Origin of the sequence: Paenibacillus xylanexedens (assembly GCF_007680605.1) — a bacterium.
Taxonomy (GTDB): Bacteria; Bacillota; Bacilli; order Paenibacillales; family Paenibacillaceae; genus Paenibacillus; species Paenibacillus xylanexedens_B.
In genome coordinates this window covers 1-15,038 of the sequence record NZ_VEIO01000012.1, presented here as the reverse complement: position 1 = coordinate 15,038, position 15,038 = coordinate 1, and the positions used below count along the sequence as shown (strand labels likewise).

The window sequence follows — 15,038 nt, the reverse complement described above, 5'->3', positions numbered from 1 at the left end:
TTTTGTCAACAACTTAATTTAAATTATTTATTTCCTTTTGGTGAAATCTCTTAGGATCTACTTCTTTGCCCGTGATTTCGATTCACTATCAACGAAAAAAAGCCCGAAAAACCGCATCTACCATACGATCTTCCAAGGCCCTTTTCTGACATATATAGTTGAACTAATCTAATTTTTGAATTCCCTCGTGGTCAACTCCCTCATGAGCTTAACCATTTACATGCCAAATGACGCTATCCTCATCCTGCCCGTTCACCGGCCACCAGTGGAAACCATCCTGCTCCAGCAGTTTGGCTGTCGCCTCCGGGCCCCACGTTCCTGCCGGATACGTGTGCAGTTCACCCTGATTACGCCCCCAAGCGGCCGCGATCCGATCGACAAAAGACCAAGCGGTCGCCACTTCATCCCAGCGGGTGAAGTACGTGGAGTCGCCTTCTGCTGCATCATGCAACAGGCGCTCATAAGCCTCGGGCGAGTTGATTCCGATCATGCAGCTCTGGCAGAAGTCCATCGCCAGGGGCTGAATCTCGGAATCCGAGCCCGGCTTTTTGGCATTGATTTTGATATAAATGCCTTCCATCGGATTTACCCGAATCACGAGCAGATTCGGCTCCAGCTTATATTTTTTGCCGAGGTATACGTTATTCGGCATCGATTTGAACTCAACCACAATTTCCGTTGTTTTCACCGGTAGACGTTTGCCTGTCCGAATGTAGAACGGCACACCGGCCCAGCGAAAGTTATCAACGAATACACGTGCTGCAAAGTACGTCTCCGTATTGGACTCCGGATCAACCTTGTCCTCCTGACGGTAGCCCGGAAGCTGTTTGCCGCGGGACTCTCCTTCCGTATACTGGGCACGTACAACGTTGCTACGCACATCTTCATCCGACGTAAATTCGCGAAGGGATCGAAGCACCTTCACCTTCTCATCCCGGATATCCTCCGGGAACAGACGGCTTGGCGGTTCCATCGCAATCATCGTCAGCATCTGCAACATATGATTCTGACCCATATCACGCAAGGCGCCGGAATGATCATAATATCCACCGCGCTCTTCAACGCCCACCGTTTCCCCCAGTGTAATCTGAACGTTTGCGATGTGTTTATTGTTCCAGAGCGGTTCGAAGAAGGCGTTCCCGAAGCGAATCACCTCGATATTTTGCACCATTTCCTTACCCAGATAGTGGTCAATCCGATAGATTTCCTCTTCCTTAAACACCTCGCGGATCTGTTCATTCAGCTTCTCCGCCGAAGGCAGATCATATCCAAACGGCTTCTCAATCACCAGACGATTCCATCCGCTGCTCTCCAGCATGCCGCCATCTCTCAAACTGTACGACACGCTGCCAAACAACTCAGGCGCCAGTGCCAGATAGAACAGCCGATTTCCCGGTGTTTTGAATTTAGCTTCCAGTCGTTCTGTCTGCTCCCTCAGTTCCCGGAACCCGTCCACGTTGTTGATGTCCAGTGATTTATATTCGAAATGCTCGGCAAAAGCGTTCCACTCCTGCTTATCCCCTGCCGGGTAACGGCAGAACTCCTGAATAGATTCAAGCAGATCGTCCCGGAACTGTTCCTGTGACCTCGGACGGCGCGCTACGCCAATAACCGCAAAGTCATCAGCAAGCTTGCCTTCACGGTATAAACTGTAGATGGCCGGAAACAACTTCCGGCGGGCCAGATCGCCCGTTGCTCCAAAAATGAAAAACACTGCACCTGGTGTCTGTACTTCACTTTGCATCTGTTTATTGTCCATAGGCTCCTCTTTCCTCCGGGAAGATCTTCTAATCTGCTTCCCGAGCTATGTAATAGTGTTCAGTTCAGCCGATCTCATTAAACTAAATGACAATTACCAGCAAGTCCCAACTTGGATGTGATGCTATTTTAGCATATCGCCTGCCGGGATTCAGCTACAATATCATTACCTCCGTCACTTAATACTCAATCGTGATCACCGGAAAACCGACAGTAACACGCGCATCATCCTGCCCACTGACTTGATGTACCGCAAGCTGCATATTTAATAGGTGTGCACCGCTTTGAATCTCCAGCGGTAACTCTGACGCCTGGTAGGAAACACTGGCTGTAGCTCCATCCTCATAACGCTCAATTGCTACCATTTCCAGTTCACCAGAGAGCTTGCCCTCCAGCGCCGCTAACTGTTCACCGGCCTTTCTCTCCACACCAGCCTGAGCCATATTGGATATATCTATTGTGGATGGATTGCCATTCCCCTTGCTCATCTTACTTAACTTGCCCTGCACGGACATATTCCAGCTTGCTCGCAAGCCAAGTTTATTCATTACCTCTCCCACCTGTTCATGTGAAGCAAGCAATGCCTGACGATCCAATTCTGCTCCTCCTGCCAACTGTACGATCACATAATATTCATCCTGTTCTGTACTCGCCACATTAAGCAGCAACCCTATTGGAGATTCAGACACGCCAACATTCCCTTCGCTTCGATATACAATATGTCCGGTTTGAACATCCTGAACGGGTGCTTCAAGTCCCAGATCCGCGGCCAGCTTATCAGCTTGTGTACGAGCATCTCCTTGGCCTGCGACTTGCCATTTGATCACCCATTGATCTGCATGTTTGATAACTGCATCTGCTGTATGTAACAGTTGCTCCAGTCCTGCCACTTCGGTACCAGAAGCTTTCTTTTCTACTTCTACATTCGTTGCATATACCTGTGTAACTCCGATTAAAATTATCATGGCTATGGCAATGACCCCTATATTCATCCAACGTTTCACCAAGTGAATTCCTCCGTTCGCTCTGCCAATCTATGAATCTATCAACAGCATGCCCCCTTCCGGCTTGACCTATACCCTTTTACGAAACTCACTATGGATGCACAAAAAAAAGCCCCTCCACCACCTTAGGGCAGAACGAGCTTTCTGTTATATTCAACCTTGATTCTTTCAACTGAAATTTTTCGAAATTTTGTTTATTTCCATTCCAGACCCATACCTTGCGGCTACCTGGCTATCGTATCAACTTACTCGGCTAATCCATTCTTATAGGCGTAGATCGCAGCCTGTGTCCGGTCATCCACATCCAGCTTCGCCAGCAGGTTGGTTACATGGAACTTAACCGTCTTAATACCGATGATTAGTTCGTCCGCAATATCCTGATTGGACTTGCCCTGCGCCAGCAAACGCAGAACATCCATCTCCCGATCGGTTAACTCTTCATGTAAAGGTGCCGCCGCTTGCGGCTGTCTGAACCGATTCATCATCTTGGATGCTACCTGTGACTCCAGAACAGATTGCCCACGGGCAGCAGCACGAATCGCATCAGCTACCTCATTGGCTCTGGACGTTTTCAGCAGATAGCTGAAAGCTCCTGCTTCTATGACTGGATACATTTTCTCATCGTCCAGATAACTGGTCAGCACAATGACTTTGCATTCCGGGTTCATTTTGAGCACCTGACGTGTCGCTTCGATGCCATCCATGCCTTCCATGACAAGATCCATCAGCACAACGTCCGGCTTATACTCCTGTGCAAGCCTGATGCCTTCCTCTCCGCTTCCGGCTTCACCGATGACTTCAATGCCATCTTCCGTATCCAGAACCGCGGCAAGACCTATACGCACCATCTCATGATCATCCACGAGCAACACTCTGATCGACGCTTCCGTCTCCGTTTCGACTTCCGGTTCCATTGACATGTTCTACCTCGCTTTCATCGTTCATCAAAGGGATGGTAATCTCAATCCGTGTCCCTTTGCCAGGTGCCGTCACAAATTGGATGGCTCCCCCAATCTCCGTAACCCGTTCACGCATATTCGCCAAACCATATGAGGCCTGCTTCTGTTCATCCAGATCGAAGCCCTGCCCGTCGTCCCGAATCAGTACACGAACCGCATCCATTCGGCGCTGTAACCTGATCTCCATTTTCTCCGCTTTTGCGTGACGCAACGTATTCGACATCGCTTCTTGCACGATCCGGAATAAATGGTTCTCAATCCCTTTGACCAGATGAATATCTTTGTCCATCTCCAGCACGATCTCCATCGGTACTTTGGTTTTGAGTTCCATCACCAGATCACGCAATCCCTGCTCCAGCTGTTTTCCCTCCAGATAGACTGGCCGAAGATGCAACAACAAAGCCCTCATCTCGGACTGAGCCACGGAAGCCATTTCTTCAATCAAGGCAACCTGCCGCTGTGCCCGTTCAAAATCCTTCTCCATCTTCCGGCCTACCGCCGTTGCTGTCATCGAGATCGCGAATAGCTGCTGTGATACCGCGTCATGCAATTCCCGAGCAAGCCGCTGTCTTTCCTCTACAATAGCTGTAATTCTGGCCTGTTCGGCAAGCTGTGCATTGTTCGTGGACAACCGCTGGAGGGATGACACCTGATCCTCCCACTTTTTGCCGATGCGACCCAGTTGTTCACTAAGCCGGCCGACATCATCCTGCCCGAGGTCGGGTACGGTGCGGGAGAGCGATCCCTTTTCCCATTGCAGCAACGTTTCCGTTAACAATTCTAGCCGCCTTTTCACCCTGTAACTCTGATAAAATCCAAATACCGCCCCGATTCCGATCAGAAGCAGCAACAGAGCCAGCCCGGATTGAATAAGATGACGCCAGCCTGCAAACGGAGCCAGATAACCATATGTATACAATACATATAAAATAACAGCAAACACAATGAAAACAAGGAGGATCCCTTCACGCATACTTCGGGTAACCATATCGGTATGTTTTCTGTCCTTCATCCGGGACTCCTCCTTTTCCTCATCCATTTCTTAGTACTACGGATTATGAATATTTAAGTCGCCAACAATATACGAAATAATAAATTTCACTTTATATTCACTGGATTCATATCCAGGAGTTCTCCATACCAATCGATTCATCATGCCACTATCCTGCTCGCCTAACAGATTAATTCGGCCAAATAGCACCGACGCCTCAATCTCGACTCCGTAATCCTCAGGCAGCGTTAGACGTACATTGCCCATAACGCCTTGCAACAGCACAATCGTTTGCTTCTCCTCAGGAATAGAGAGGGACAGATCCGCATTGACCTCGCCGATGGCATGCCATAGGCTCATACTGCGCAGCCTCCAGGAGGACTGATCCCAGTAATAACGGGCCATAAAATTTTGTTTTTTCATGACATCATCATGCAGATGAATCTTTTTGTTCTTGGAATAAAAATAAGCTAATGAAGCGAGTACAATTATAAAGACAATCATCAAGTTATCTAGCAGCAGCAGAGCTGCACCAACACCAAGATAACGATACCCTTTTTTGGTTTCTCCTTTTCGAATCTGAAGCATTCCAACCGTTAACAGAATAAGTGCGGCAGCCGTCAGCAGGTTCATATTCCGGTTAAAGAGCATGAGAAAACCAACCACAATAATAATGACTGCAATCCAGTGACTTTTTTTACTCATTTCTGCCGCACCTCCTCTGTAAGTTCATCTACGATCTGGATTTTCTTCATTCGACGGAAAAGCCATAGCAGGCAATGAAGTCCTGTATGGCTTAACTTTTGTTCTACGAATCGTATAGGCTACACGATCTATAGAATATCATATTGTCCAGCAAGCGAACAGTTATTCTTTAGAAGTATCGATCGCTTCGTTCTTGGAACCATTGCCCATTTTGTTTTTCAGAGCCTGCAATTGTTGATCTACTTTGAATTGTTTCTCCAGATCAACCGGATTGGTGTAGGATGCTCCAGTATTGCGGTATGGTGCACGGGCTACATCTGCTTCAGCTTCAAGTTGCATGATTTTCTCTTCCATGCGGTGGAATCCAAGGGATGCGCTTCCGCTCTCAATGGAATGCAAGCTGTTGATCGAAGACATTTGTTTCTTAGCTTTAGCCATCTGTGCACGGGATACAAGCTCATTACGTTTGTTGCGCATTTTGTAGAATTCATCTTTCATATCATGCAACTGTTGCAACAGATCTTTCGCTTGTGCTTCAGATTGAGCGTGCAGTTCGCGGTATTCCTCAATTTTTTGATCAAAATAAATTTTCTCTTCCAGCAATTTGCGGGCTACTTCTTCCTGACCATTCGACAGAGCAGCTTCAGCTTGGGACTCACGTTGTACCGAAGTACGTTCTGCTTCATCCAGACGTTGCTTCATACGGCGCTCGTTAGCCATTTGTTTAGCAACAGTCACCTCAGCCTCATGAATTTCGGCCTCCATATCACGCAAGTACTGGTTCAACATTACAATCGGATCTTCCACTTTATCCAACATATCATTTACAGATGCCTTCGTCATATCCTTAATCCGTTTAAATACTCCCATTTTACTTTTCTCCCTTCTCGTAACGAGATAATTTTTGGCGAAGCTCTTCAACTTCTTTTTTCAGTGCTTTCTTCTCAATATCTTTCATCATGGAATCCAGTTCACTTTCGTGCTGGCTTCCTGCGCCATAAGTGTTGTTGTCATAAGAACGCGGGCCGGAATGCGGTCTGCTGTTGTATCCTGGACCAGGACCAAAGCCGGGACCCGGTTGATTAGGGTTGCTGTTAAAAGGATCTCTTGGAGACTGATGGTCATAACCACCATACCCTCTGCCAGCACCCGGGCCGTAACCATATGGATCATATGGCGGGAAAGGCTCTTTTGGTACGACGAGAGCGGCGATGAAGTAGATTAACAACGTCGTGCCCCCGGTTGCGAAGATACTGATGACGAAGATGATCCGTAGCAGCGTAGAATCCATTCCAATTGCCTCGGATATGCCGCCGATTAGACCGGTCATCATTCGGTCACGCGTTGAGCGGTATAGTTTGCTCATGTGCTTGCTCCTTTCGTTTACTTGTAACCTCTACTGTGATCGGGACCATATACGTACGGATCTGCGTAGTTAGGTTCCTTAGGTACAACCAATGCTGCGATGAAGTAGATGAATAGAGATGTACCACCCGTTGCGAAGATACTGATGAAGAAAATGATCCGTAGCAGCGTGGTACTTAATCCTAGATTTTCAGATATGCCGCCGATCAAACCTGTCAGCATACGGTTACGCGTTGAGCGGTATAATTTATTCATTTTACTACTCCTTTTTATCGTTATTGAGCTTTTGCTTCAAGCGCTCCAGCTCTTTGTCCAGTGCAGAGGATGACATGTTACCGGATAAGCCGGAACCATCCTGACCCATTCGCCGGATTTCCCGAAGACTCTGTGCCTCATATTCGAGATCGGAGACTTGGTCATCAAGCTTGTTAAACATACCGGGTACGTTTTGACCACTGTAGTTTCCACGTTGATTCATTCGTTGTTGCAACTGAATGGTTTGCATTCGAGCGTAGTAATATTGGCGTTTGCTATACACATTCTGATACTCTGCCTTCAACTGATTGATCTGTTCATCGAGTTCCTGCAGTGCAGCAGCGCTTTGTGTGTACAATTCAGTGTATTGATCCATTTTTTCCTCATGGAGAATTTTCTCCTGCAAAGCCAGCTTGGCGAGATGTTCCTCTCCGGCTTTCAAAGCCATAGATGCCTGTTCCTCTCGTTTGTTAACCATAGCGGCGGCTTGATCTGCCTGCTGTTTCATTTGTCTTGTATGACTCGCATACTGGTGTCGAAGCTTCTCGGCTTCTCCAATGTCTTGGCGGGTCGAGACCAGGAACTGATCAATCAGTTTAACCGGGTCCTGACTTTGCTCCAGATGTTCGTTCAGACTAGCTACGGTGATATCCCGCATTCGACGAAATACACTCATTATGTTCTGTCCCTCCTTTTACTTTATCGTGAAAATTTTTAATAACGGCGACGTGAATTGCGATTGTTGCTCAGCATCGAGATACCGAAGATAATCAATCCGATTGCGATAATCGGCCCGATCAGCCAAGCCAGTTTGCCCATCAGAGATACGATACCGATGATCAGAACGATCCATCCGAGCGTTACATTTCCTCTTTTAATTCCGTAGTACCCTAGTGCAATCATCAAGACCGGAATCAGGTAACCCATCAGATGTCCAAGCAATGGTGTTAACTTTCCGAAGAGAATCAGAGCACCTAGTACAATCAATACAATCGCCCAGCCATTTCCCTTGTTCATTCTCATAATTGTTGTTCACCGCCCTTCCCGATTTTACTTTTTTTGTTCTGAACTTTAACCTAATCGCTGTTAGCCTAATCCCTGCATTTGTTCAATGACTCGTTTAATCCGTTTGTTGAGAACTTGCTTGTTTTTGTTTCCGTGTTTCTTGTTTAACCTTATGTCCTTATTCTAGGGGATTCAGCAACTTTTCAAAACAGACTGCGGACGGTTTTTGATCCTAGACTCAGGTCGGGGATCTGCTTGGACCTTGGACTGTCTGCGGGCAGGACTCGGGGCATTCTCACCAAAACACCGCACTCCGGATACCTGTTATTACCCTTATAACGGAAACATCTCACGGAAGTCCCACCTTCTGATATGAAAAAGCCGTTATCTCTATACGTACGTGAATTATACGTTTTCGTTCCCGAAATTACTTTTTTATCCAAATAAACAAAAATTAGATTGTTCTAATTGAAAGCGTTTACTAAAATAAAGAAGTAATGAAATATATTTTCCATCAAGGGGTGGACACGTGCGATCACTAAGCTATCTCCATAAAATGATTATCTTCGGACTTATGTTAAGTACAGTGCCAATTCTGCTCACGGGAATTGCTGCTTTTATTTATTCTTCTAACCAGACAGAACTGCACCGGACACAAGCGAATCAACAGCTTCTCGAACAGATCCAGTCCAATGTAGAGCACAAACTCGCTACGGTCAGTTACATGCTGGACCAAGCGGTGCGCTCTCCGATTACACTTCGTTCTCTTACGGGCTCTAATTCACTGGGGCGAGTCAGCAAGTTACAAGCGGGCGACCTGCAGACAGAGTTCCAGCATATGAAGTCATGGGAACCTCTGCTAGATATTATCTTGGTCAACCAATCCAAGGATTGGCTTATTAATCATGCTGGCTTTTATGCCAACACTCGCTTCCCGTTATCACTGCCCATGAAAGATCTAATTGCGTATACACTGACCTCGGGATGGCAACTCGCGCCCTCAACCATATTTAGTAACGAAGATGATGACGGGCAGAGAATCTCAGGCCAACGTCTTACAGGTAAAGGCTGCATTTATCACATTACGCTCGCAAGAACGATTCCCGATGCAAGTGCATCGTCCAATGCAGCATTGATTGCTGGAATTCCGGCATGTTATATGCAGAATCCGCTGGCGCAATCTCCGACAACTGAAGCCTCAACCGCCGGGTTAATCATTATAAATCGGGAACAACAGGTCATTGCCCATCCGAATGAATCCTATATTGGACAACCTTTGTCTGCGATAGGCCTGCTTGATCGGGATAACGGAGAACTCATTCAGACATTACCACCTGTAATGTACTCTGACGCCTATGCTGAGCGTGAAGTGCAACTTGCCAATGCAGATTATTCGTTAACTTATAGTCCTTCTACATTAAAAGGGTGGACATATATTCTCATTTCTCCCGAGAATACATTAACTCAAGACTATATTAAAATCGGATTCCATACGTTATATATCAGTATGGCCATACTCTTGCTTTCGCTGCTGCTCGCGTGGCTGGGCTCTCAACGAATGCTCGCGCCCATCAGACGAATTCTTACTCAATTAGGCGATAATATCATTCACAAAGGGCATTCCGTGGTACCACATCAGTCTGTGAATAAGCCCGATGAACTGGAACAAATTCGATTGGGCGTTTCTCAGTTATCTGACGCACACTCTCAACTGGAATCCACTTTAAATCAGCATCAGAACCAAATACGCACCTACGCTATGATGCAGTTACTTCAAGGCAAAACCAGCTTTAAAACATTACACAGCACATTACGAGAACAGGGATATGCTAAACATCCTTCTACGTGGCAACAAATTGCCGTAGTAGCACTACAGCCTGAACTAATAAACCACTCTAAATATAGAATGGAGGATCGCGCTCTGCTCTTGTTTGCCATCCAGAACATGCTTGAAGAGACGCTTCAGCCTGATCAGCAACTACTTCCTATCGTGTTGGAACAACATGTTGTAACCGTGATTGGCAGTACAGAGGGAAATCTATTGCTGTTCTCGGAGCATATTTCAAGATTAACAGAACGATTACAGCAACAGATCGGTGAGGTTTTGGATTTGAAGGTCAGTATCGGTCTAAGTCAGCCACATCCATTCATGAGTCATATTCCACAGGCATACAACGAAGCTATAGATGCGCTTAAACATCGGATGCGTCTTGGGACAGGCATTATCGTACAATATAAGCAACATGATTTGGCTTCAGCTGCATGGGCCATGACCTATCCAGAGGCAATAGAGTATTCGTTGCTTCAATCTATTCAGCAAGCAGACGAGACTGTTGCTACCCAACAGCTGACTGAACTGCTAGAGGCTCTATTTTCACTGGAGTGCACTCCAGAAGAGTATCAATACGCCCTCATGCGGCTGTTAACACATATCTTGAAGCTCGCACAAGACAATGGCATTCGACTTGCACAGATCAGTCAGAGCCACCGTTCTCTTTTTCAAGAATTGCATATTTTAAATTCCGCTACTGAGGTGGAGCATTGGTTCAGCCATCAGGTGATCCTGCCTGTCATCCACATTTTTAAAGAAAGACAGGTGGCACAATCTCAGCACATTTCAGAGAAAGTGATCGCCATAATCCAGCAAGATTACGACAAAGATCTAACCCTGGACGAATGTGCAATGCGGCTTCATTACAATGCTAACTATTTAAGCAGCGTTTTCCGTAAAGAAACTGGCGCTTCATTTAGTGAGTATTTGACGAGGTACCGGCTGAATATCGCCAAAAGATGGCTAGACGAGAGGGATTGGACGGTAAAAGAAATCGCTGAACGTCTTCGCTATACCAATCCGCAAAATTTTATCCGTTCTTTTCGAAAATGGGAGGGGTTGACTCCCGGTAGATACCGGGAGCGTAAAAGACACCCCGAGCGGGCTGTCAAAGGATAGATTAGAACTCCATCAGAAAGAGGGGGCATTTGTTAAACCTTGAAGATGCATTCAAGTTTGTTTTCATGTCTACTTTTGGGCTGCAGACACTGTTTTCATATGTGCTTGTTCTAGCTGAATCAGCATTTTACCAAATCTTGCTCCGCGAGAAAAGGGAATTACGCCGTTCGTATAAGTGTCACGAATATATGTTTCAGCTTTACTTAACGCTACCGCATCGGTGGGCATTTCATAGGTGTGAAGCCACTCAGGGAGCTTTTGAATCAATTCTTCTACCTGAATCTCAAAATCATTCACTTCTCTTGTAATAATCATTGTATATGAATATCCTTTAAGGTAAAGCAACTGCTGGATATATGCCATGTCCCCTGCCTTGTAAGGAGCATCCACGCCAAGCACTGTTCTGAGCTCATCCATCAGTGTATGCTCCTTGGCACCGGCAATCGTACTGACATAGACATACTTTCGGGCACAGTGAATGGCCTGCTCAACCGTTTCCCAATCAGACATCGCGGGGCACATCGAGGCAAAGACGATATCATATTGTTTCTCCCAGCCTTTATCCTGTATAGAGATTTCTTCGAATCGCTCGGGTACAATCGTGATGTTATTTTCCAGTTCAGCAGGAATGGTTTCCTGCATTAACGAGACAAGCAACGCAGAAGGCTCAACTGCAATGACTGTAGCTCCCTTTTCTGCAAAAGGAATCGTAAATATACCAGAGGCCGCACCCACATCCAGCACCGAGGCTCCTTCAAATGTTACACCCTGATTTTCAATCCAGCCTATAATGCGTGCCGAGCGGTTCTTGCCTTCCTCGGTAAACGACTGAGCATGATAATTCCGGGCCCAACGTTCGAATGCTTCCTCTGTATCAAAAGGGGCACTTTTTTGCTTATATCTTGAACTTCTCGGGCGGTTCTTCCACGCTTCTTCCCACACACCAAGGTCAAATAATAGTTCTGCAATCGCTGTACTCGGTTGAGTCGTCAGCTTCTTCACGTCCTTCCACATTATAGACTTAATATATCTACAATATACTGAATAAAATTACACGTCAACCTTTATGTTACTTATGTTCAAACGTGAAAACAACACAGAAGGGGGTGAAGCCCTCTTCTGTGTTGTTTTTTAACACTATGGCACTCATTGAGTACGCAGAATTACAACAATCTCTTCTCTCCGGCTTGTCTGAGCTATGGATGAGTGTTGTCCAGCCATGTATGCAAAAAGAAAGCCGTGTCATGCTGTCACCTCTTAACTTGAGCGAAATATCTGTGGACCACGCGGAGCAAGTCCCGTAGAATCAGGCTCCAACGTAATTACAATGGAATCATAGCTCCATGCCTGGTTGCCCATAGGAATTGCGAGCACAGCAAGCCCCATCTGATTTTCTACTTTTAGCTTGCCTGCGTTATGGTACGCCTGATCCTTATTCAACCATACCTGATAAACCTCGTTCTTCTCCGTCTGTGGAGGATTGAACAGGTAGACGACAAACTGCTGATCTTTGCCGGTGCCTACAATACAAGCTACTCCATAACTCGTTCCAGAGGTGAGCGATTCCAACTTCATAACCTTTTGTATTTCAGAGGTCGGCAAATCCCTCGAATTCATCAACGTTACAGGTTGTTCGATGCGCTCTTGAATTAAAACTACATTTCCTATCAAACTGGCACCAAGAAGGATAAGTACAGATGCTGCTACAAGATTCACTTTTGGATTATAGCGCTTCGTAAGCCACTTGAATCTGCTACTGCTTTTATGTTGTACAACATCTGGCGCAGAGATTTCGTTGCTTTTCCCCCATGCCGCTTCCATCACCTGTTGTTTTAAATCAGATGGCAACTCCACCTGCTTCATATGCGTTGGAATCGCCTCCCAACCTAGACGTAATTGCTCTAATTCAAGCTTGCATGACGCACAGTCAGCAAGATGTCTTTCGAAAGCTTTGCCCTCCTCTGAGCAAGGAGCCGATAGATATTCCAGCATGTATGAGCAGACGGTTATTGACGACGACATTACCACTCTTCCCCTCCCGCAAGCAAATGCTTACGCAGTATTTTCAGTGTCTGGTGCAGTCGGCTTTTAACTGTGCCCAAAGGCTCCTGATAGTGCGCAGCTAACTCACTCAAGCTGTATCCTTGCCAATAAAAATGTTCGAGCAATTGAAGCTGCTGCTGAGACAAGAATGCACGCATTCCTTTAATTTGCTCCTTCAACATTTGTTTTTCAACTTGGCTTTCGACCGATAGTTCTGCAAGCTCTGCCACTCTCTCCAGCTTCTCAGATGTATAATAAGACACCACCTGGCTCGACAGACTTCGTTGCTTACGTAGCCAATCGATAGCTATATGACGTGTGATCGTGATGATCCAGTTCCTGCAATGACCCTTGTTGGGGTCAAATTCAGCCTCTGTTGTCCATATCCTGACAAAAACGGACTGCACCACTTCCCGGGCACCGTCCTCCTGTTGAAGAGCCTTCCAGGCGAATGAGTATATGAGAGAAGCATAACGATCATATAGTTCTGATAATGCTTCTTGCTTTTTTTGTTTAATCAGCAGAATTAGCTGGTAATCGGAATACTCCTGCATTCAAAAGTCTTCCCCTCTCCTGTCAGATCGAGCAATTTCAATCACAGGATTACTTGGAGAGGACTTTAATGACCCCTTTCATACTTGGATGAGGCCCACAGTGATAATTGATCTCGCCCGCCTTTTTAAACGTAACCACTGACTTCTCTCCCTCGCCCAGTAGTCCTGTATCGAAAGAATCGTCTTCTGCAACAACGGAGTGCTCAACTTGATCCTTATTCACAAATTCAACACGATCACCGACCTTGATCTTCAATTCTGCAGTTTGAAATGCAAAATCAGAAATTTCAATTACATACGTTTTGCTTTTCTCTACTTGGGTAACCGCAGGTTTTTTAGTATCTTTAGAAGATTTCGACGTATCCTTCTTCTTCTTTGTAGACTTTTTCTTATCTGCAGTCGCAGGCGCTGATTTCTTCGGTTTCGTTGGTTGGGTTGGCTTAGTTGGCTTGGTCGCTTTGTTAGCTGTAGAACCCGTCGTTTGTTTGGACGATGGCTTTGAGTCCTTTTTGTCTGTTGATCCCGTCATGTGATGGTGAGCCGATGCTTCTGCACCCGCCAACTGTGGCAATGTTAAACATAGTCCCAGTACCAAAAGCAAGGATACATATTTTGCTGATTTGTTCATTATTGCTTTCCTCCCTAAAAATAAAAATTTGTCGCATAAATGTATTCAATGATAAGAAACGAATGATATCCTTAATCGGTTTGATATCCCTGAATTTTTATTTTAAAGAGCCATCATGCAACTTAATAACGAGTAGAGTATTGTAGAGTATTAAAACGCAATACAAAAAGAGTTCACTAGAGATAAACCCTAATGAACTCTTTAAATAAATACCGGCGAGAGGACTCGAACCTCCACGGTTTCCCACTCGATTTTGAGTCGAGCGCGTCTGCCATTCCGCCACGCCGGCTTATTTGGTTATAGCATATACTAAAAATATGCTGGAGGCGCCACCCAGATTCGAACTGGGGATAAAGCTTTTGCAGAGCTGTGCCTTACCACTTGGCTATGGCGCCTTATTATGGAGCGGACGACGGGAATCGAACCCGCGACCCTCGCCTTGGCAAGGCGATGCTCTACCGCTGAGCCACGTCCGCATAATGGCTGGGGATATAGGATTTGAACCTATGCATGACGGAGTCAAAGTCCGTTGCCTTACCGCTTGGCTAATCCCCATTAGAAAACAAAGGGGCGATCGAGGGGAATTGAACCCCCGAATGCCGGATCCACAAACCGGTGCGTTAACCACTTCGCCACGATCGCCATATAGAAACTACTATTAAAATTAATTGGCAGGGGCAGCAGGAATTGAACCCACACCAACGGTTTTGGAGACCGTTGTTCTACCTTTAAACTATGCCCCTAAAAACTGGTGGAGGATGATGGATTCGAACCACCGAACCCGTACGGGAGCAGATTTACAGTCTGATGCGTTTGGCCAC

General features: G+C 46.1%; 15 protein-coding genes and 6 tRNA genes. 1 reads left to right on the top strand and 20 read right to left on the bottom strand.

Features of this window, described 5'->3' with window-relative positions; all coding sequences use genetic code 11:
- Positions 1–208 precede the first annotated feature (208 nt).
- The 10 genes from zwf to FS818_RS26455 all read right to left on the bottom strand — a co-directional run bounded on the left by zwf (position 209) and on the right by FS818_RS26455 (position 8,060).
- On the bottom strand, positions 209–1,759 hold the full coding sequence (gene zwf, locus FS818_RS26500; RefSeq protein WP_145336261.1) for a glucose-6-phosphate dehydrogenase: 1,551 nt from the start codon (positions 1,757–1,759) through the stop codon (positions 209–211).
- A gap of 178 nt (positions 1,760–1,937) precedes the next feature.
- Positions 1,938–2,762, bottom strand: a complete 825-nt coding sequence (locus FS818_RS26495; protein WP_260989981.1) for a YwmB family TATA-box binding protein — start codon at positions 2,760–2,762, stop codon at positions 1,938–1,940.
- Positions 2,763–3,007: 245 nt separating this feature from the next.
- Positions 3,008–3,676: a response regulator transcription factor gene (locus FS818_RS26490; RefSeq protein ID WP_123064741.1), complete on the bottom strand. Its 669-nt coding sequence runs from the start codon at positions 3,674–3,676 to the stop codon at positions 3,008–3,010.
- Positions 3,618–4,733, bottom strand: a complete 1,116-nt coding sequence (locus FS818_RS26485) for a sensor histidine kinase (RefSeq protein ID WP_145336256.1) — start codon at positions 4,731–4,733, stop codon at positions 3,618–3,620. The genes FS818_RS26490 and FS818_RS26485 overlap by 59 nt, the downstream gene beginning before the upstream one ends.
- Before the next feature lie 36 nt (positions 4,734–4,769).
- Positions 4,770–5,417 carry a cell wall-active antibiotics response protein LiaF gene (gene liaF / locus FS818_RS26480; RefSeq protein WP_145336254.1) on the bottom strand — a complete coding sequence of 216 codons (648 nt, stop codon included), beginning with the start codon at positions 5,415–5,417 and terminating at the stop codon, positions 4,770–4,772.
- A 162-nt stretch (positions 5,418–5,579) separates the two neighbouring features.
- A complete protein-coding gene (locus FS818_RS26475) occupies positions 5,580–6,287 on the bottom strand; it encodes a PspA/IM30 family protein (RefSeq protein ID WP_090919700.1) in 708 nt (235 codons plus the stop codon).
- A gap of 1 nt (position 6,288) precedes the next feature.
- Entirely contained in the window at positions 6,289–6,783 is a 495-nt protein-coding gene (locus FS818_RS26470) for a PspC domain-containing protein (protein ID WP_145336252.1), read from the bottom strand.
- A 17-nt stretch (positions 6,784–6,800) separates the two neighbouring features.
- Positions 6,801–7,037 carry a PspC domain-containing protein gene (locus tag FS818_RS26465; RefSeq protein ID WP_090919706.1) on the bottom strand — a complete coding sequence of 79 codons (237 nt, stop codon included), beginning with the start codon at positions 7,035–7,037 and terminating at the stop codon, positions 6,801–6,803.
- Positions 7,038–7,041: 4 nt separating this feature from the next.
- On the bottom strand, positions 7,042–7,713 hold the full coding sequence (locus FS818_RS26460; protein WP_123064746.1) for a PspA/IM30 family protein: 672 nt from the start codon (positions 7,711–7,713) through the stop codon (positions 7,042–7,044).
- Positions 7,714–7,751: 38 nt separating this feature from the next.
- Positions 7,752–8,060, bottom strand: coding sequence for a LiaF transmembrane domain-containing protein (locus FS818_RS26455; RefSeq protein WP_090919712.1), 309 nt, complete (start codon positions 8,058–8,060; stop codon positions 7,752–7,754).
- Positions 8,061–8,571: 511 nt separating this feature from the next.
- On the opposite strand from FS818_RS26455, the gene FS818_RS26450 reads away from it, so the two are divergent.
- Positions 8,572–10,992, top strand: a complete 2,421-nt coding sequence (locus FS818_RS26450; RefSeq protein ID WP_145336250.1) for a helix-turn-helix domain-containing protein — start codon at positions 8,572–8,574, stop codon at positions 10,990–10,992.
- A 69-nt stretch (positions 10,993–11,061) separates the two neighbouring features.
- On the opposite strand, the gene FS818_RS26445 is transcribed toward FS818_RS26450, so the two are convergent.
- The 10 genes from FS818_RS26445 to FS818_RS26400 form a co-directional block, all read right to left on the bottom strand.
- Positions 11,062–11,994, bottom strand: coding sequence for a class I SAM-dependent methyltransferase (locus FS818_RS26445; protein WP_186331887.1), 933 nt, complete (start codon positions 11,992–11,994; stop codon positions 11,062–11,064).
- A gap of 255 nt (positions 11,995–12,249) precedes the next feature.
- A complete protein-coding gene (locus FS818_RS26440; RefSeq protein ID WP_145336246.1) occupies positions 12,250–13,014 on the bottom strand; it encodes an anti-sigma factor in 765 nt (254 codons plus the stop codon).
- Entirely contained in the window at positions 13,014–13,589 is a 576-nt protein-coding gene (locus FS818_RS26435) for an RNA polymerase sigma factor (protein ID WP_145336245.1), read from the bottom strand. The genes FS818_RS26440 and FS818_RS26435 overlap by 1 nt, the downstream gene beginning before the upstream one ends.
- A 49-nt stretch (positions 13,590–13,638) precedes the next feature.
- Positions 13,639–14,217 (bottom strand): plastocyanin/azurin family copper-binding protein, encoded by a 579-nt coding sequence (locus tag FS818_RS26430; protein WP_145336243.1) that lies wholly within the window; start codon positions 14,215–14,217, stop codon positions 13,639–13,641.
- A 210-nt stretch (positions 14,218–14,427) separates the two neighbouring features.
- Positions 14,428–14,506 (bottom strand) — tRNA-Leu (locus tag FS818_RS26425).
- Positions 14,507–14,538: 32 nt separating this feature from the next.
- Positions 14,539–14,612 (bottom strand) — tRNA-Cys (locus FS818_RS26420).
- A 6-nt stretch (positions 14,613–14,618) separates the two neighbouring features.
- A tRNA-Gly gene (locus FS818_RS26415) sits at positions 14,619–14,693 on the bottom strand.
- A 4-nt stretch (positions 14,694–14,697) separates the two neighbouring features.
- Positions 14,698–14,772: transfer RNA gene (locus tag FS818_RS26410), tRNA-Gln, on the bottom strand.
- A gap of 14 nt (positions 14,773–14,786) precedes the next feature.
- Positions 14,787–14,859 (bottom strand) — tRNA-His (locus tag FS818_RS26405).
- Positions 14,860–14,886: 27 nt separating this feature from the next.
- Positions 14,887–14,960, bottom strand: a tRNA-Trp gene (locus FS818_RS26400).
- Positions 14,961–15,038: the final 78 nt, after the last annotated feature.

Coding starts and splice junctions, on each gene's coding strand:
- FS818_RS26490 (WP_123064741.1), bottom strand. CDS start 3,676: ATGGAACCGGAAGTCGAAACGGAGACGGAAGCGTCGATCAGAGTGTTG.
- liaF (WP_145336254.1), bottom strand. CDS start 5,417: ATGAGTAAAAAAAGTCACTGGATTGCAGTCATTATTATTGTGGTTGGT.
- FS818_RS26470 (WP_145336252.1), bottom strand. CDS start 6,783: ATGAGCAAACTATACCGCTCAACGCGTGACCGAATGATGACCGGTCTA.
- FS818_RS26435 (WP_145336245.1), bottom strand. CDS start 13,589: ATGCAGGAGTATTCCGATTACCAGCTAATTCTGCTGATTAAACAAAAA.
- FS818_RS26475 (WP_090919700.1), bottom strand. CDS start 6,287: ATGGGAGTATTTAAACGGATTAAGGATATGACGAAGGCATCTGTAAAT.
- FS818_RS26430 (WP_145336243.1), bottom strand. CDS start 14,217: ATGAACAAATCAGCAAAATATGTATCCTTGCTTTTGGTACTGGGACTA.
- FS818_RS26440 (WP_145336246.1), bottom strand. CDS start 13,014: ATGTCGTCGTCAATAACCGTCTGCTCATACATGCTGGAATATCTATCG.
- zwf (WP_145336261.1), bottom strand. CDS start 1,759: ATGGACAATAAACAGATGCAAAGTGAAGTACAGACACCAGGTGCAGTG.
- FS818_RS26460 (WP_123064746.1), bottom strand. CDS start 7,713: ATGAGTGTATTTCGTCGAATGCGGGATATCACCGTAGCTAGTCTGAAC.
- FS818_RS26485 (WP_145336256.1), bottom strand. CDS start 4,733: ATGAAGGACAGAAAACATACCGATATGGTTACCCGAAGTATGCGTGAA.
- FS818_RS26455 (WP_090919712.1), bottom strand. CDS start 8,060: ATGAGAATGAACAAGGGAAATGGCTGGGCGATTGTATTGATTGTACTA.
- FS818_RS26465 (WP_090919706.1), bottom strand. CDS start 7,037: ATGAATAAATTATACCGCTCAACGCGTAACCGTATGCTGACAGGTTTG.